Here is a 14,711-nt window from a genome sequence, read left to right on the forward strand (position 1 = left end):
AGTAATGTTTGCCTTTTTCGCGGAAAATCTCGCGCCGATCATGTTCCTCTCGCTGATCGTGGTGCTGTTGATCGGCTACCCGGTCGCCTTCGCGCTCGCCTTTGTCGGCTTCGTCTTCGGTTTCATCGGCATCGAGATGGGGCTGCTGCCCGTCAATCTGTTCGGCGCGATCCCGGACCGCATCTTCGGCCAGATGTCGAACGAGACGCTGCTCGCCATCCCCTTCTTCACCTTCATGGGGCTCATTCTCGAAAAGAGCGGCATGGCCGAGGATCTGCTCGATACCATCGGCCAGCTCTTCGGCCCGGTGCGTGGCGGCCTCGCCTTTGCGGTAATCTTCGTGGGCGCGATCCTCGCCGCCACAACGGGCGTCGTCGCGGCGTCGGTTATTTCCATGGGCTTGATTTCGCTGCCTATCATGCTGCGCTACGGCTATGACCGGCGCGTGGCCGCGGGCACGATTGCCGCGTCCGGAACCCTCGCCCAGATCATCCCGCCCAGCCTCGTGCTGATCGTGCTTGCTGACCAGCTTGGGCGCTCGGTCGGCGACATGTACAAGGGCGCGCTTGTCCCTGGCCTGCTGCTGGTCGCGGCTTATTCCGCCTATATCATCGTCATGTCGCTGTTCCAGCCGAAGAGCGTCCCTGCCCTCCCCTTGGAGGCGCGCTCGCTCAGGGGCTGGAAGCTGTTGCGGCGGGTCGTGATCTCGTTGGTGCCACCGCTGCTGCTTATCTTCCTCGTGCTCGGCACAATTTTCATCGGCCTTGCCACCCCGACCGAGGGCGGCGCGATGGGTGCGGTTGGCGCGCTGGCGCTTGCCGCCATCAACCGGCGGCTCGATCTTTCCATCGTCAAGGCCGCGCTTTACGCGACGGTGAAGCTCTCGTCCTTCGTGATCTTCATCCTGCTCGGCGCGCGCGTCTTCTCGCTGACCTTCTATGGCGTCAACGGGCATCTGTGGGTGGAGCATCTAATGACGTCCATCCCCGGCGGCGAGATCGGCTTCCTCATCGTCGCCAATTTGCTCGTCTTCTTCCTGGCCTTCTTCCTCGATTATTTCGAGCTGGCCTTCATCATCATCCCGCTTCTGGCCCCCGTCGCGGACAGCCTCGGCATCGATCTGATCTGGTTCGGCGTGATGCTGGCGATCAACATGCAGACCTCTTTCCTGCACCCGCCCTTCGGCTTCTCGCTCTTCTACCTGCGCTCGGTCGCGCCCACCCGCGCCTACAAGGACAGGCTGACCGGCCAAACCATGCAGCCGGTCACGTCTGGGCAGATCTATATGGGCGCGATACCGTTCCTCGTCATGCAACTGGCGATGGTGGCATTGGTGATCGCCTTCCCGAAGCTCGTCACGCATTATAAGTCCGGCCAGACGGCGGTCGATCCCGCCTCCATCCAGTTGAATGTGCCGATGCCCGACGCGGAAGGTGGCAATCCGTTCGGCAACCCGGCGCCGCCCTTCGGCGCGGAAGCCCCGCAGGAGACCCCGCCGCCGCCCACATTCGGCTCTCCGACGCCAAGTTTCGGCGCGCCGGAGCAGAAGAACCCCTGATATCGACCAATCACGTAAGGAGGAGAACAGACATGACGGACAATAACGTAAGCCGCCGCGGCTTCCTGACCAAGGGAGCCATCGCGGGCGCCGCCACCGCGGCCGGGGCGACGCTCGCCGCGCCCGCCATCGCACAAAGCCTGCCGACGCTGCGCTGGCGCCTGACATCGGGCTTCCCCAACAATCTCGACACCATTTATGGGGGCGCCGTGGTCATGGCCGAAACGCTGTCGAAGATCACCGAAGGCAAGTTCCAGATCCAGGTGTTCCAGGCCGGCGAACTGGTGCCGGGCCCGCAGGCCATCGACGCGGTGAAGGCTAATACGGTCGAAATCGCCCACACCTGCGGCTATTATTTCACCGGCAAGGATCCCACCTTCGCCATCGGCTCGACCATTCCCTTCGGCCTCAACGGACGCCAGCAGAACGCCTGGCTCTACCACGCAGGCGGCAACGAGGCTTACAACGCCTTCCTCGCCGATTACGGCATTGTCGGCATCCCTGGCGGGGCGACCGGCGCGCAGATGGGCGGCTGGTTCCGCAAGGAAATCAACAGCGTCGCCGACCTCAAGGGCGTCAAGATGCGCATCGCCGGCGTGGCGGGCGAAGTCATGTCCCGCCTCGGCGTGGTGCCGCAGCAGCTGCCCGGCGGCGACATCTATCCGGCGCTCGAACGCGGCACCATCGATGCGGCGGAGTGGATCGGCCCCTATGACGACGAAAAGCTCGGCTTCTACCAGATCGCCCCGAACTATTATTACCCGGCCTATTGGGAAGGCGGCCTGACGATCCACTTCTTCGTCAACAAGGCGCAGTATGAAGCCCTCCCGGAACCCTACAAGGCCGCGCTGAACGCGGCATGCCAGGGCGCGAACGTCAACATGCAGTCGCTCTACGACGTCAAGAACACGACCGCCATCCGCTCCCTCGTCGCCAAAGGCGTCAAGCTGCGCCCGCTGCCGCGCGACGTGATGGACGCCGCCTACAAGGCCTCATTCGAGCTTTATGCCGAATATTCGCAAAAGCATCCCGCCTGGGCGAAGATCTATCCGGGCTGGAAGAAGTTCCGCGACGAATCCTTCGAGTGGTTCCGCGTCGCGGAATATAGCTACGACAGCTACATGTACGCCGCCCAGGCGGCGGGGAAGTAAGCAAGCGGGCGCCGTCTGGATAGAGCATGATCCCTGTCCCGAACGATTCCTTCAAAACATAATTTGCTAGTCTTCTGACTCTGGAGCATTTCACTTTTGATGGAAACGCTGGCGGGACAGCGCCCCCCTCTGCCCTGCCGGGCATCTCCCCCGCAAGGGGGGAGATTACGCTGTCACTTCGGCTTTCGCCAATCGCAGCCGTTGCAGGTTACGCGCCGTCATAAATGCCAGCCAATCTCCCCCCTTGCGGGGGAGATGTCCGGCAGGACAGAGGGGGGCGCCTCGCGATTCCATCAAGACAGGAACCGCTATAGCGGCCCCGTCACCGCGCTTCCCCGATTTCCGCCATACACAAACTGTTGATCACACGGTTTCATGGATTGAGTTAGGAAGATGATACGCATATAGATAGGAAGCTATCTATTAGGATCATATCGAAATGAAACCAGCTTGGAACGAGTTTGCGACGCTGCTTGCCGCGACGACGCGCGGATGGCGCAAGGCCTTCGACGCGGCGATGGCGGAGCATGGCCTGTCCGACGCCACCGCCCTGCCGCTGATGGTTCTGCTGCGCCATGGCGACCGCATCCCGCAGGGGGTACTGGCGGAAAGGGTGGGCATCGAAGGGCCGACCATCGTCCGCGTCATCGATGAGCTGGAGAAGGAAGGCCTGATCCGGCGCCTCGCCGACGATGCCGATCGCCGCATCAAGCTTGTTCAACTCACCGAGGGAGGGCGCATCACCGCCACGAAAGTGGAGAAGATTGCCGCTCGCCTGCGCACTTCACTCCTCGGCGACCTCGACCCGGACGCAGTCGATACCGCCATGGACGTGCTGCGCCGGCTGAACGAGAAATTCTAGGGCTTTTCGCAGAGATGGAAACATTGGCCATGGCGATCCCCTTCACCCTCGCCCTTCGAGGCGAATTCCGCTGCGCTCCATTCGCACCTCAGGATGAGGGTGAAGGGGCGTCGGCGCTTCACAATGACAGTGAAAAGCGCCGGCGTTTCAACAGCCCTCATGGTGAGGTGCGAATGGAGCGCAGCGGAATTCGCCTCGAACCACGAGGGCGCTTGGCGCCAGCATAATGAGCCGCTCCTCAAACACATCGAACCCATCATGACCAAACCCGCCGAATCCGCGCCGCGTTTCCAGGATGTAGTCTTCTCGCTGAAGACCTTCGCCGCGGCGATGCTCGCTCTCTGGATCGCGCTGATTGCCAACCTGCCCAATCCCTATTGGGCGGTGGCGGCGGTTTATATCGTGGCGCATCCCCTTTCCGGTGCGACCACCTCCAAGGCGTTCTACCGGCTCATCGGCACCGTGATCGGCGGCGCGGTCACGGTTCTCTTGGTGCCGAACCTCGTCAATTCACCCGAAATCCTCACCCTCGCCATCGGATTGTGGATGGCGGCCTGCCTCGTCGTCAGCCTGCTCGACGGCACGCCGCGCAGCTATCTCTTCATGCTGGCGGGCTATACGGTGGCGATTGCCGGTTTCGCCGTGGTTTCGACACCGCAGACCGCCTTCGACTATGCGGTGGGCCGCGTCGAGGAGATCGCCATCGGCATCATCTGCGCCGCGCTGGTCAACCGCCTCTTCTTTCCCCGCCACAGCGGCCCGGTGCTCGTCGCCCGCATCGACAACTGGCTGAAGGACGGCGCGAGGCTGGCGCTCGCCACCATGCGCGGCGAAGGCGACAGCCCGGAGGCGCTGCGGGATCGCCGGCGCCTTGCCGCCGACACGCTGGAACTGCGCAACCTCACCACCCATGCCGCCTATGACACCTCGTCCGTCCGGGGCGCGGACGCGCAATTGCGGGTTCTGCAGCAGCGCATGGTTGCCGTCCTGCCGATCATTTCCAGCCTGCGCGACCTCCTCGCCATGAAACCCGGCGAAGGTGAAAGGCCATGGCCACCCTCGGTGCAGCAATTGCTCGACGAAGCCTGCATCTGGCTGGAAAGCGGGGAGAACCTGACCGAGGAGGGCCGCGCCGGACTCCTGCGGCTCATCGGCGACATCGAGCGGCATGACGAAACGGCGAGCGAGGGAAAGCAACTGCTGGCCCTCAACCTCGCCGCCCGCGTACGCGACCTGATCCAGATCTGGAGCGATTGCCTCACTCTCAGGCAGGATATCGGCACCGGCTCGCGCCATTCCCTGCGCTGGCGGCGCTACGACACGCACCGCAAGAGCCGCCCCATGCACCGTGACTACGGCATGGCGCTCCTTTCCGGCTTCTCGGCCCTGCTTTCCACCATGGTCGCCGCCGCCTTCTGGATCGCCAGCGGCTGGTCGCAAGGCAGCATCGCGGCGATGATGGCCGGCATCTTCTGCTGCATCTTCGCCGGCATGGACGATCCCGTGCCCGTCATGCGCAAGTTCAACTGGCTGACGCTCATCGTCATCGCCGCCGCCTTCGTCTTCGAATTCGCGCTGCTGCCGCTGGTGGACGGCTTCGTCCCGCTCGCTCTGGCGCTCGGCCTTTTCCTCATCCCGGCGGGCATCCTGCTCGCCATCCCCGCGCAATTCCTGCTCGGCATGGTGCTTTGCGTCAACCTGCCCAACCTGATCATGCTTCAAGGGCACCTGAACCAGGATTTTGCCAGCTTCGCCAATGCCAATATCGCGACGGTGCTGGGCCTCGGCATCGCAGCGGTGGTCACCTCCATCGTCCGCTCGGTCGGCGCGGAATGGAGCGTCCGCCGCCTGGCCCGGGCGGGCTGGCGGGACATAGCCCTCGTCGCCAGCCTTGAGGCCGGACGGCCGCGCCGTGAATATATGAACCGGCTGCTCCTGCGCATGATCGACCGCGTCGGCCTGATGACGCCGCGCCTCGCCCTCATTCCATCATCCGCCATCGCCCGGGTCGATCTCCTGCGCGACTTGCGCAACGGCATGAACGTCATCGACCTGCAGCGCTACCGCCTGAGACTGCCGCAAGCCTGCCGCGAAGCCGTCAACAAGGTGCTCGGCGAAGTCGGCGCGCATTACCGGGCGATGTCGCGAGGCGAACCATATGCGCCACCCGGCGACAGCCTGCTGCAATCGATCGATGAAGCCATCGCCGCGGTCATCGGCAACGGATCGCCCGGCACCGCCAACCGCCCGCGCCTGGCGCTGGTGGCGCTGCGCTTCAATCTTTTCCCCGATGCGCCCCCGCTCGACCTGCCGCCGCGCGCCCAACCCGCAAGCCGAAAAGCGGCCTGAGCATCTTCCCAAGAGAAACATGACCGCCATGCGACCTGAACTCGATATTTACGGCATCTATATTCCCACCCTCGGCGTCCTGGCGCTGCTCGCCTATTTCGCCAATGGCCTGATGCAGCGCCTCCTCGCGCGCCTGCGCTTTTACCGTTTCGTGTGGCACCGGCCCCTGTTCGATGCCGCCATGTATTTCTGCATTCTCGGCACCGCTGCCGTGCTTCTCAATGGAATCCACGCATGAAAAAGCTCTTCGCCCATTCCGGACGGGTGTTCCTGACGCTCGTCATGGTCACCGTCGCCGGGCTTCTCGGCCTGCATCTCTGGGATTATTACATGAACGCGCCCTGGACCCGCGACGGCAAGATCCGGGCCGATGTGGTGCGCATCGCGCCCGATGTCTCCGGGCCGGTGAGCGAGGTGCTGGTGCGTGACAATGAGCCCGTCAAGAAGGGCGAAATCATCTTCCGCATCGACCAGGCCCGCTTCAAGCTCGCCCTGAAACAGGCGGAAGCCAAGGTGGACAGCACAAAAGCCGCGCTCGACATGGCCAACCGCGACCTCGCCCGCTACCGCCAGCTCGACGACAACACCATCACCCGGCAGAAGCTGGAACAGGCGGAGACGACCTCCCAGCAGGCCGACGCCGCATGGCGTCAGGCGCAACTCGATCGCGATCTCGCCGCGCTCAATCTGGAGCGCTCCTCGGTGAAGGCCCCGGTCAACGGCCTCATCACCAATTTCTCGCTGCAGCCCGGCGACTATGTCTCCGCCGGCAACCCCGTCACCGCGCTGGTCGATACGGATTCCTTCTACGTCGCGGGCTATTTCGAGGAAAACAAGCTCGACCGCATCCATGTCGGCGATCCCGTCGTCATCGATGTCATGGGCAGCAAAACGCAGCTCAAGGGTACGGTCGACAGCATCGCCGGGGGCATCGAGGACCGCGAGCGCAGCGACACCAGCAGCCTCCTCGCCAATATCTCGCCCACCTTCAACTGGGTCCGCCTCGCCCAGCGCATTCCCGTGCGGGTGAAGCTCGACAGGCTGCCGGAGGGCGCGCATCTCGTCGCAGGCCGCACGGTGAGCGTCACGGTTGTGAATTAGGCGATGAAGCCTAATGGCCAGGTGGCACCGCACCCAAGGCTTCGGCGAGGGCCTTGCGTCCGCTCGTAGCAAGCCAGGAGCGGAAAGAGAGGATTTCCGGATTGATCTCACGCATGACGTTCAAATCGACCTGTTCCGCCAGCGGGCCGTTCTCCAAGCTCCTGGCCATATGTGCGAGGTCAGCATTGGCTGCGAGAACGTCGTCCGGAAAGCGTGCGTAGGATATGGGGCGACCCGCGACTTCGGTGAAGGCGGCTTCGAGGTCGCGGCCTGTAACTCTATCGCTTGCGATTTTTAAGGTCACCCCGCCGAGCCGGGTCTTATCGGCGAATATGGCGGCAACGAATTTCCCGATGTCCTCTACGGCAATAAGCTGGATCGAATGTTCCGGCCTGATAAGAGAGCGCAATTGCCCCTTGTCCAAACCGAAACCGGGCCGTACGAGCATTTCCATAAAGATCATCGGCCTGATGATGGTTGCGATAATGGGCAATTTGCGAATGTAGGCCTCAATGCGTGGTTTCGCGTCGAAACGAGCCACACCCGTCAGCGTATCGCCGACGCTGGCGCCCGAGGAATAGACGAAATGCGTAACGCCACTTTCGGCGGCCAGGGCCGCGATTGATATCCCATAGCGTACCTCATCGTCTGCCGCCAAATTAGCTGGCAGCACACTGAAAATGCCATGAGAGTCTTTCATCGCAGTCCGAATGACATGGGTGTCCTCGAACGAACCGGTGACGAGTTCGATTCCTGCGTCTCGGAGCGCAATCGAAGCCGGTTCGACGGGGTTACGTACCAACGCGCGAACAGGCCATCCCGCCCTCAGCAACGCTTTTGCGACGGCCCCTCCCTGTCGCCCTGTAGCGCCGAAAACCAGAATTGGACGTTTATCATTAGCCATCGAGAACCCTCGTGTTGAACAAGGGCAATCCATATATACGATTATAACTCATCCGGAAGACGGCACATTTTTTAGCATCGGGCACAAGAATGATACGCTTGAAACAGCCTCACGATTCAGATTGCAATCCTCAGTTCAGACCAATCCCGTCTAACGGGATCTGTGCCCGGCTCGGGGACAAATGGACTGTTCAGGTCCTTTGGCGCCTTTCCCTTGCAGACGGGCGGCGGCTCCGTTTTTCCGCGCTAAAAAAAGAGAGCGACGGGATCACTCAGCGGATGCTGACTCTGACGCTACGCAATCTCGAACGCGACGGCTTTGTCGTCCGTCATTATTCTCCGGAAGTGCCGCCGCGGGTCGAATATGAGCTAACCGAGATGGGTGCTGGCGTTCTGCGCGCCCTTGAGGGACTTAATTTTTGGCTTCAAGAGAACCTGCCCATCATCGAGGGGTATCGTCGCGCCTACGACCAGGACAAGCAGTAACGAAGTTTTGCCGCAAATCCGGCCGTGCTCCAAACTGCCCTGCTTCGGCCAAGTGCCGCCCCGAGTTTCCCCGGAGCGGACATGTCTCAAGCGCCTCACCCCTCCCTGAAATCCGTGCCGCGGCTGACCTCATCCCAGGCGTCCATCTCCTCGATGACAGCATCGAGCTTTTCGCGGGCGCGGCGGACCGCGTCGGAGCCTAGCAGCAGGTGAACCGGCGGCTCGGGAGCCGTGACGGCTTTGATGATCGCCTGCGCGGCGCGCACGGGGTCGCCCGGCTGTTTGCCGTCGGAAGTCGCGAAGCGGGCGCTGGTTGCCCCCACGGTTTGCGCATAGGCGCTGTCTTCCGGCGCGGCCCAGCGGATGGAATGGCTCGACAGGAAGTCGGTGCGGAACGCGCCCGGTGCAACAGCGGTCACCTTGATCCCGAGCGGCTGCAATTCCTGCGCAAGCGCGGTGGACAGCCCCTCGAGCGCAAACTTGACCGAGGCATAGAGCGCATAGCCCGGCCCCGGCGCGCGCCCGGCAATCGAGGTGATGTTGACGATATGGCCGGAACCCTGCTGACGCAGATGCGGCAGCGCCGCGCGGATAATCCGCACCGGCGCGAAGACGTCGACCGCGAACAGCCGTTCCATCTCCTCGTCCGTCGAGGTTTCGAGCGCCCCGAGCAAGCCGTAGCCGGCATTGTTGACGATAATGTCGATCTTGCCGGCGATGCCGAATGCCTCGCGCACCACCCGTTCCGCCGCGTCCTTCTCCGCCAGGTCAGCCTTGAGCACGTGAAGCCGTCCGCTGTCCGCGCCGATTTCGGGCGCGCCGTCCCGTACCGTGCCGATGACCGTATCGCCCCTGGCAAGAGCCGCCTTCGTCAGTTCCAGCCCGAAGCCGCGTGAAATGCCCGTGATGAACCATGTGGTCATGATTGGTCTCCTTCTAACGCCGAGGAAGATAGCCACCGGCCCGCTCCGGTATAATACGGGGAAAATCACTTTCGCTTGTTAGCTGCGCTTAAAAGTGCTTCCTTGCGCGCATGGACATCATTCTCCCCGGCTCCGATTATAACCAACTCCGCGCCTTCGTGGCGGTGGCCGAAGCGCTGAGCTTCAGCCGCGCCGCCGAGACCTTGGGCATCACCCCTTCTGCATTGAGCCAGACGATCCGTGGGCTGGAGGAGGGTATCGGCATCCAGCTTCTCAACCGGACAACGCGCAGCGTCTCCCTGACGGCGGCGGGCGAGAACCTGTTCCACAGGATAAGACCGGCCATTAGCGAGCTGGGCGCTGCCGTCCTCACCGCGCGGCAGGCGCGGGAGCGCCCCTCAGGCACGGTGAGGGTTCACACTTTCCGTTCTGGCGCGGCGCGCTATATCGAGCCCATCCTGCCGGAATTCCTGCGCACTCATCCCGAAATCGTCATCGACATGACGCTCGACGACGAAGCGGTCGATATGGTCGCGGGCGGTTTCGACGTGTCGCTGCGCATCGGCGAAGTGATCGAGCAGGACATGATTGCCGTACGGATAGGCCCCGAAATGCGGCAGGTCGCCGTGGCCTCCCCGGACTATATCGAGCGGCATGGCGCGCCGTCGCACCCGCGCGATCTCCTCCGCCATCGCTGCATCCGCTGGCGCTGGCCGGGCCAGTTGCAGCCCTATGCCTGGGAGTTCTGCGAGGACGGCAGGTGGTTCCATGTGACGGTCGACGGCCCGCTGATCGTCAACGACAAGGAATTGGCCAAACGCGCCGCGCTTGCGGGCGCCGGCATCGGCTTCTGCACCGACGAGATCGTGGCCGCCGATTTGGCGGCAGGGCGGCTCGTCCCGCTGCTTGAGGCATGGTCGGAGCCCTTCCCCGGCTTTTTCCTCTGCTACCCCAGGCAGCGCCAGATGGCCCCGGCGCTGCGCGCATTCATCGACGCCGTGCGGCAGGCGGCTATCTGAGCTACGGTCAAGTTCGACCACATCGGCAGGGGTTAGCCCCAAGTCCCTGCCTGGATTCGAATTTCCGTTGCGCCCGCGCTCGCGCGGGAATAAGCAATCGGCATATGCCGAAGGCAGGCCCCGGCGAGACGCGATGGGAAGAAACATGTTGGAACGAGTTTTCAAGCTGAGCGAAAACGGAACGTCCGTCCGCACCGAGTTGGTTGCCGGCGTCACGACGTTCCTGACCATGTCGTACATCATCTTCGTCAATCCCGAGATCCTCTCGACCACGGGCATGGATCGCGGCGCCGTCTTCGTGGCGACCTGCCTAGCGGCGGCGCTCGGCACCCTGATCATGGCCTTTTACGCCAACTGGCCCATCGGCATGGCGCCGGGCATGGGGCTCAATGCCTTCTTCGCCTTCACCGTCGTCTCGGCTATGGGCTTCACCTGGCAGCAGGCGCTGGGCGCGGTGTTCATCTCCGGCGTCATCTTCGTCTTCCTTTCGGCCACCGGCCTCCGGCGATGGGTGATCGACGGCATTCCTCACTCCTTACGCAGCGCCATCGCGGCGGGCATCGGCCTGTTCCTCGGGCTGATCGCGCTTGAAAATGCCCATATCGTCGTCAAGAACCCGGCGACACTCGTCACCCTGGGTGATCTGCGGCAGACCGGCCCGCTTCTGGCCATTCTCGGCTTCTTCATCATCGCGGTGCTGGATGCGCTGCGGGTCAGGGGCGCGATCCTCATCGGCATCCTCGCCGTGACGGTGCTTTCCTGGATCGTGGGGGCCAACCAGTTTCAGGGCCTCGTGTCGGCCCCGCCGTCCATCGCGCCCACCTTCATGCAGCTCGATATCCTCGGCGCCCTGCATGGCGGGCTGCTGCATGTCATCCTCGTCTTCGTCCTCGTCGAAGTGTTCGACGCGACGGGCACCCTGGTTGGCGTGGCAAAACGCGCCAATCTGATGCCCGAAGGCAAGCAGAACCGGCTCGGGCGCGCGCTGATGGCCGACAGCTCCGCCATTGTCGCCGGCGCGATGCTGGGCACGAGCAGCACCACCGCCTATGTCGAAAGCGCCTCCGGCGTGGCGGCGGGCGGCAGGACGGGACTGACCGCGCTGGTGGTCGCGGTTCTGTTCCTCGCCGCGCTCTTCATCTCCCCCCTGGCAGCCTCCGTTCCGGCCTATGCCACGGCCCCTGCCCTCCTCTACGTCGCCGCGCTCATGATGCGTGAGCTGCGGGAAGTCGAGTGGGATGATGTGACCGAAGCGGTCCCCGCCGCCGTGACCGCGCTCGCCATGCCCATGACCTATTCCATCGCCAACGGCCTCGCCTTCGGCTTCATCAGCTATACCGTGCTGAAGCTCTTCACCGGCCGCTGGAAGGAATTGCATCCCGCAACGATCATCGTCGCGGCGCTGTTCATCATCCGCTTCGCCTTCTTCCCGGGATAAGCGCCGCGGACCGCCTCAGCGCAGCGCCGTGTAATATTCGGCGCTGGCGCATTATACTATGCTTGTCTTGACCCTGGCTTACCCGAGGAGCATTCTATACATGCCGCACTCCGCGGCGTCGCTTCTCGGGAGGAAGTCATGAACAAAGTAGAGTTTTCACGCACCGCGAAAATGCCCTTCGCCAAGCGTTATGACAATTTCATCGGAGGCCAATGGGTCGCGCCGAAATCGGGCCGCTATTTCGAGAACATCTCGCCGGTGACCGGCCGCCCGCTCGGCGAAGTCGCCCGTTCCGATGCCGCCGATATCGAAGCCGCGCTCGACGCCGCCCATGCGGCGAAAGACGCCTGGGCCCGCACCAGCGTGGCCGAGCGCGCCCTCATCCTGAACCGCATCGCCGACCGCATGGAGGAAAATCTCGATCTGCTGGCGCTCGCCGAAACCTGGGACAATGGCAAGCCGATCCGCGAGACGACCGCCGCGGATGTGCCGCTCGCCATCGACCATTTCCGCTATTTCGCCGGGGCGATCCGCGCGCAGGAGGGCTCGCTCTCCGAAATCGACCACGACACGGTCGCCTATCATTTCCACGAGCCGCTGGGCGTCGTCGGCCAGATCATCCCCTGGAACTTCCCGCTCCTGATGGCCTGCTGGAAGCTCGCCCCCGCGCTCGCCGCCGGCAATTGCGTCGTCATCAAGCCTGCCGAGCAGACGCCGGCGACGATCATGCTATGGGCCGACCTCATCGGCGATCTCCTGCCGCCGGGCGTGCTCAACATCGTCAACGGCTTCGGCCTCGAAGCGGGCAAGCCGCTCGCTTCCTCGCCGCGCATCGCCAAGATCGCCTTTACCGGCGAGACGACGACGGGGCGGCTCATCATGCAATATGCCAGCCAGAACCTGATCCCCGTCACGCTGGAGTTGGGCGGCAAATCGCCCAACATCTTCTTCAAGGACGTGACGCAGGAGGACGACGATTTCTTCGACAAGGCCATCGAGGGCTTCGTCATGTTCGCGCTCAACCAGGGCGAGGTCTGCACCTGCCCAAGCCGCGCGCTCATCCAGGAAGACATCTATGACGAGTTCATGGAGCGGGCGCTGAAGCGGGTGGAAGCCATCGTGCAGGGCGATCCGCTCGACCCCGCCACCATGATCGGCGCGCAGGCCTCTTCGGAGCAATTGGAGAAGATTCTCTCCTATTTCGACATCGGCCGCCAGGAGGGCGCCGAGGTGCTGACCGGCGGCGAGCGGAACGAACTGCCTGGTGACCTTGCCGGGGGCTATTACATCAAGCCCACCGTCTTCAAGGGCCACAACAAGATGCGCATCTTCCAGGAGGAGATTTTCGGGCCCGTCGTGTCGGTGACCACCTTCAAGGATGACGAGGAGGCGCTGTCCATCGCCAACGACACGCTCTACGGCCTCGGAGCGGGCATCTGGAGCCGCGACGTCAACCGCTGCTACCGCTTCGGCCGCGCCATCCAGGCGGGCCGCGTCTGGACCAATTGCTACCACGCCTACCCCGCCCACGCGGCCTTCGGCGGCTACAAGCAATCCGGCATCGGACGCGAAACCCACAAAATGATGCTCGACCATTATCAGAACACGAAGAACATGCTCGTGAGCTACAGCCCGAAGAAGCTGGGCTTTTTTTGAGTTGATCATGTTTTGAGGAAACCGCTAGGCACCCCCCTCTGCCCTGCCGGGCATCTCCCCCACAAGGGGGGAGATTGGCTGATGGATCTTGCCCTCCTCATATTCGGCGCCTGCGATTGATACCGGGCATTAATGAAGGCGTAATCTCCCCCCTTGTGGGGGAGATGGCCGGCAGGCCAGAGGGGGGTACTGTCCCGCCGGCATTTCGAATTGAAGAACTCCAGCCACACCGCTGGTCACTCCGAAAGGACCGCATCATGGGCAACGTCACCGCCACCCCCGCCGCGCTCGAACTACTCAAGGAGATCATCGCGGATCACGGCCCGGTGCTGTTCCACCAGTCCGGCGGCTGCTGCGACGGCTCGTCGCCGATGTGCTATCCGCAGGGAGATTTCATCATCGGCGACAATGACGTGCTGCTCGGCCACATAGGCGGCGCGCCGTTCTACATCAGCGCCTCGCAGTTCGAGGCGTGGAAGCATACCGACCTCATCATCGACGTGGTGCCGGGGCGCGGCGGCATGTTCTCGCTCGACAACGGGCGCGAAAGACGCTTCCTGACACGCTCGAAAGTCTGTGCTGTCCGATAAGCGCACCACGTCTGCAGCATTGCCCATCAGGACGCTAGAGCCACCTGAAGCGCTCCCTCGCCGCCTTGCAACAGCCGCACCCCCGAAAAATCCGCCAATTTCCTGTGCGGCGTTTCCATATCGTGCCGGTGCGTGGTCGTCATGACCGCGACCTTGCACCCCGCCGCCTCCGCCGCGGCGATGCCCGCCGCCGCGTCTTCGAAGACCAGGCAGCGCTCCGGAGCGCCCCCCAGGCGCTGCGCCGCCAGCAGGAAGCAATCGGGAGCGGGCTTGCCGAAGGTGACATCCTCGGCTGTAACCATGGTCTCAGGCACGGGAAGCCCGGCCGCCTCGATCCTGCGCAGCGCAAGCCGCCGCGGGGCGGAAGTCACGATCGCCCAGCGGTCAGCAGGCAGCGCGGCGAGAAAATCCGGCGCGCCGGCGATGGCCTCGATCCCCTCGAGATCGGCGATCTCCGCTTCGGTAAGGGCTTCCGCCTCGGCCACGGGATCAACGCCAGGCAGATTGAGCCTGCTGATCGTCTCGACCGCCCGGACACCGTGGATCGTCGGCAAAAACGTCTCGACATCCACCCCATGGGCCACCGCCCAAGTCGTCCACACCCGCTCGGCTGCCTTGATTGAAGTCAGGATGGTGCCGTCCATGTCGAAAAGGAAGGCATCGAAGGAATCCGGG

At 63.4% G+C, this 14,711-nt stretch carries 14 protein-coding genes; 11 read left to right on the forward strand and 3 right to left on the reverse strand.

Going from position 1 to position 14,711, the window contains the following annotated elements:
* Nucleotides 1-4: 4 nt before the first annotated feature.
* The 6 genes from IEX53_RS16885 (at nucleotide 5) to IEX53_RS16910 (ending at nucleotide 7,021) form a co-directional block, all read left to right on the forward strand.
* A complete protein-coding gene (locus tag IEX53_RS16885) occupies nucleotides 5-1,558 on the forward strand; it encodes a TRAP transporter large permease (RefSeq protein WP_188825354.1) in 1,554 nt (517 codons plus the stop codon).
* Between the two features lie 32 nt (nucleotides 1,559-1,590).
* The gene (locus IEX53_RS16890) at nucleotides 1,591-2,709 is read left to right on the forward strand and encodes a TRAP transporter substrate-binding protein (RefSeq protein WP_188825355.1); all 1,119 of its coding nucleotides are present in this window, start codon (nucleotides 1,591-1,593) and stop codon (nucleotides 2,707-2,709) included.
* 439 nt (nucleotides 2,710-3,148) lie between these two features.
* A complete protein-coding gene (locus IEX53_RS16895; protein WP_188825356.1) occupies nucleotides 3,149-3,571 on the forward strand; it encodes a MarR family winged helix-turn-helix transcriptional regulator in 423 nt (140 codons plus the stop codon).
* 258 nt (nucleotides 3,572-3,829) lie between these two features.
* Nucleotides 3,830-5,920, forward strand: coding sequence for an FUSC family protein (locus IEX53_RS16900; RefSeq protein ID WP_188825387.1), 2,091 nt, complete (start codon nucleotides 3,830-3,832; stop codon nucleotides 5,918-5,920).
* 28 nt (nucleotides 5,921-5,948) lie between these two features.
* Nucleotides 5,949-6,158 carry a DUF1656 domain-containing protein gene (locus tag IEX53_RS16905; protein ID WP_188825388.1) on the forward strand — a complete coding sequence of 70 codons (210 nt, stop codon included), beginning with the start codon at nucleotides 5,949-5,951 and terminating at the stop codon, nucleotides 6,156-6,158.
* Entirely contained in the window at nucleotides 6,155-7,021 is an 867-nt protein-coding gene (locus IEX53_RS16910) for an efflux RND transporter periplasmic adaptor subunit (RefSeq protein WP_188825357.1), read from the forward strand. Before IEX53_RS16905 ends, IEX53_RS16910 begins: the two co-directional genes overlap by 4 nt.
* Nucleotides 7,022-7,031: 10 nt before the next feature.
* Here IEX53_RS16910 and IEX53_RS16915 read toward each other — a convergent pair whose 3' ends face one another.
* A complete protein-coding gene (locus IEX53_RS16915; protein ID WP_308429153.1) occupies nucleotides 7,032-7,958 on the reverse strand; it encodes an NmrA/HSCARG family protein in 927 nt (308 codons plus the stop codon).
* A 56-nt stretch (nucleotides 7,959-8,014) separates the two neighbouring features.
* On the opposite strand from IEX53_RS16915, the gene IEX53_RS16920 reads away from it, so the two are divergent.
* The gene (locus IEX53_RS16920; protein ID WP_188825359.1) at nucleotides 8,015-8,410 is read left to right on the forward strand and encodes a winged helix-turn-helix transcriptional regulator; all 396 of its coding nucleotides are present in this window, start codon (nucleotides 8,015-8,017) and stop codon (nucleotides 8,408-8,410) included.
* A 95-nt stretch (nucleotides 8,411-8,505) separates the two neighbouring features.
* Here IEX53_RS16920 and IEX53_RS16925 read toward each other — a convergent pair whose 3' ends face one another.
* Complete coding sequence (locus IEX53_RS16925; RefSeq protein ID WP_188825360.1) at nucleotides 8,506-9,333, reverse strand: oxidoreductase; 828 nt, start codon at nucleotides 9,331-9,333, stop codon at nucleotides 8,506-8,508.
* Nucleotides 9,334-9,443: 110 nt separating this feature from the next.
* Between IEX53_RS16925 and IEX53_RS16930 the strand changes: the two genes are divergently transcribed.
* The 4 genes from IEX53_RS16930 (at nucleotide 9,444) to IEX53_RS16945 (ending at nucleotide 14,036) form a co-directional block, all read left to right on the forward strand.
* On the forward strand, nucleotides 9,444-10,352 hold the full coding sequence (locus IEX53_RS16930; protein ID WP_188825361.1) for a LysR family transcriptional regulator: 909 nt from the start codon (nucleotides 9,444-9,446) through the stop codon (nucleotides 10,350-10,352).
* 145 nt (nucleotides 10,353-10,497) lie between these two features.
* Entirely contained in the window at nucleotides 10,498-11,790 is a 1,293-nt protein-coding gene (locus IEX53_RS16935; RefSeq protein ID WP_188825362.1) for an NCS2 family permease, read from the forward strand.
* A 138-nt stretch (nucleotides 11,791-11,928) separates the two neighbouring features.
* Complete coding sequence (gene adh, locus IEX53_RS16940; protein WP_188825363.1) at nucleotides 11,929-13,446, forward strand: aldehyde dehydrogenase; 1,518 nt, start codon at nucleotides 11,929-11,931, stop codon at nucleotides 13,444-13,446.
* A gap of 164 nt (nucleotides 13,447-13,610) precedes the next feature.
* On the forward strand, nucleotides 13,611-14,036 hold the full coding sequence (locus tag IEX53_RS16945) for a DUF779 domain-containing protein (protein ID WP_373288681.1): 426 nt from the start codon (nucleotides 13,611-13,613) through the stop codon (nucleotides 14,034-14,036).
* 26 nt (nucleotides 14,037-14,062) lie between these two features.
* Here IEX53_RS16945 and IEX53_RS16950 read toward each other — a convergent pair whose 3' ends face one another.
* The gene (locus tag IEX53_RS16950) at nucleotides 14,063-14,680 is read right to left on the reverse strand and encodes an HAD-IA family hydrolase (RefSeq protein ID WP_210311656.1); all 618 of its coding nucleotides are present in this window, start codon (nucleotides 14,678-14,680) and stop codon (nucleotides 14,063-14,065) included.
* Between the last annotated feature and the right edge of the window lie 31 nt (nucleotides 14,681-14,711).

This window comes from Paramesorhizobium endophyticum, from assembly GCF_014640615.1.
In the GTDB taxonomy this organism is placed as follows: Bacteria; Pseudomonadota; Alphaproteobacteria; order Rhizobiales; family Rhizobiaceae; genus Paramesorhizobium; species Paramesorhizobium endophyticum.

Excerpts from the sequence above, each read along its gene's own strand:
- IEX53_RS16885 (WP_188825354.1), top strand. The coding sequence starts at position 5 with ATGTTTGCCTTTTTCGCGGAAAATCTCGCGCCGATCATGTTCCTCTCG.
- IEX53_RS16890 (WP_188825355.1), top strand. The coding sequence starts at position 1,591 with ATGACGGACAATAACGTAAGCCGCCGCGGCTTCCTGACCAAGGGAGCC.
- IEX53_RS16895 (WP_188825356.1), top strand. The coding sequence starts at position 3,149 with ATGAAACCAGCTTGGAACGAGTTTGCGACGCTGCTTGCCGCGACGACG.
- IEX53_RS16900 (WP_188825387.1), top strand. The coding sequence starts at position 3,830 with ATGACCAAACCCGCCGAATCCGCGCCGCGTTTCCAGGATGTAGTCTTC.
- IEX53_RS16905 (WP_188825388.1), top strand. The coding sequence starts at position 5,949 with ATGCGACCTGAACTCGATATTTACGGCATCTATATTCCCACCCTCGGC.
- IEX53_RS16910 (WP_188825357.1), top strand. The coding sequence starts at position 6,155 with ATGAAAAAGCTCTTCGCCCATTCCGGACGGGTGTTCCTGACGCTCGTC.
- IEX53_RS16915 (WP_308429153.1), bottom strand. The coding sequence starts at position 7,958 with ATGGATTGCCCTTGTTCAACACGAGGGTTCTCGATGGCTAATGATAAA.
- IEX53_RS16920 (WP_188825359.1), top strand. The coding sequence starts at position 8,015 with ATGATACGCTTGAAACAGCCTCACGATTCAGATTGCAATCCTCAGTTC.
- IEX53_RS16925 (WP_188825360.1), bottom strand. The coding sequence starts at position 9,333 with ATGACCACATGGTTCATCACGGGCATTTCACGCGGCTTCGGGCTGGAA.
- IEX53_RS16930 (WP_188825361.1), top strand. The coding sequence starts at position 9,444 with ATGGACATCATTCTCCCCGGCTCCGATTATAACCAACTCCGCGCCTTC.
- IEX53_RS16935 (WP_188825362.1), top strand. The coding sequence starts at position 10,498 with ATGTTGGAACGAGTTTTCAAGCTGAGCGAAAACGGAACGTCCGTCCGC.
- adh (WP_188825363.1), top strand. The coding sequence starts at position 11,929 with ATGAACAAAGTAGAGTTTTCACGCACCGCGAAAATGCCCTTCGCCAAG.
- IEX53_RS16945 (WP_373288681.1), top strand. The coding sequence starts at position 13,611 with ATGGCCGGCAGGCCAGAGGGGGGTACTGTCCCGCCGGCATTTCGAATT.
- IEX53_RS16950 (WP_210311656.1), bottom strand. The coding sequence starts at position 14,680 with ATGGACGGCACCATCCTGACTTCAATCAAGGCAGCCGAGCGGGTGTGG.